The sequence below is a fragment of the Streptomyces sp. AB3(2024) genome (genome assembly GCF_041862025.1).
Taxonomy (GTDB): Bacteria; Actinomycetota; Actinomycetes; order Streptomycetales; family Streptomycetaceae; genus Streptomyces.
Window position 1 is genome coordinate 1 of record NZ_JBGWAB010000414.1, and the last position, 223, is coordinate 223.

The following is a 223-nucleotide window of genomic DNA, read 5'->3' on the forward strand; positions in this document are numbered from 1 at the left end:
ACACCTCCCCGGTGATCGTGACCCGAAACCGGTCTGGCTGTGGTCCTCCAAGACCGGGATGACCAGCGAGGACATCGATCTGCGGTGGCAGGCGTTCCTTCGGCGCTTCGACCTCGAGCACACCTTCCGCCTCTTCAAGCAGACTCTCGGCTGGACCGTTCCGAAGATTAGAGACCCCAACACCGCCGATCTGTGGACCTGGCTGATCATCGCCGCCCACACC

General features: G+C 62.8%; 1 pseudogene. It reads left to right on the plus strand.

Annotated features, from left to right (window positions below):
• Positions 1 to 223 (plus strand): annotated as a pseudogene (locus tag ACEPPI_RS41020) (transposase); the annotation flags it as partial.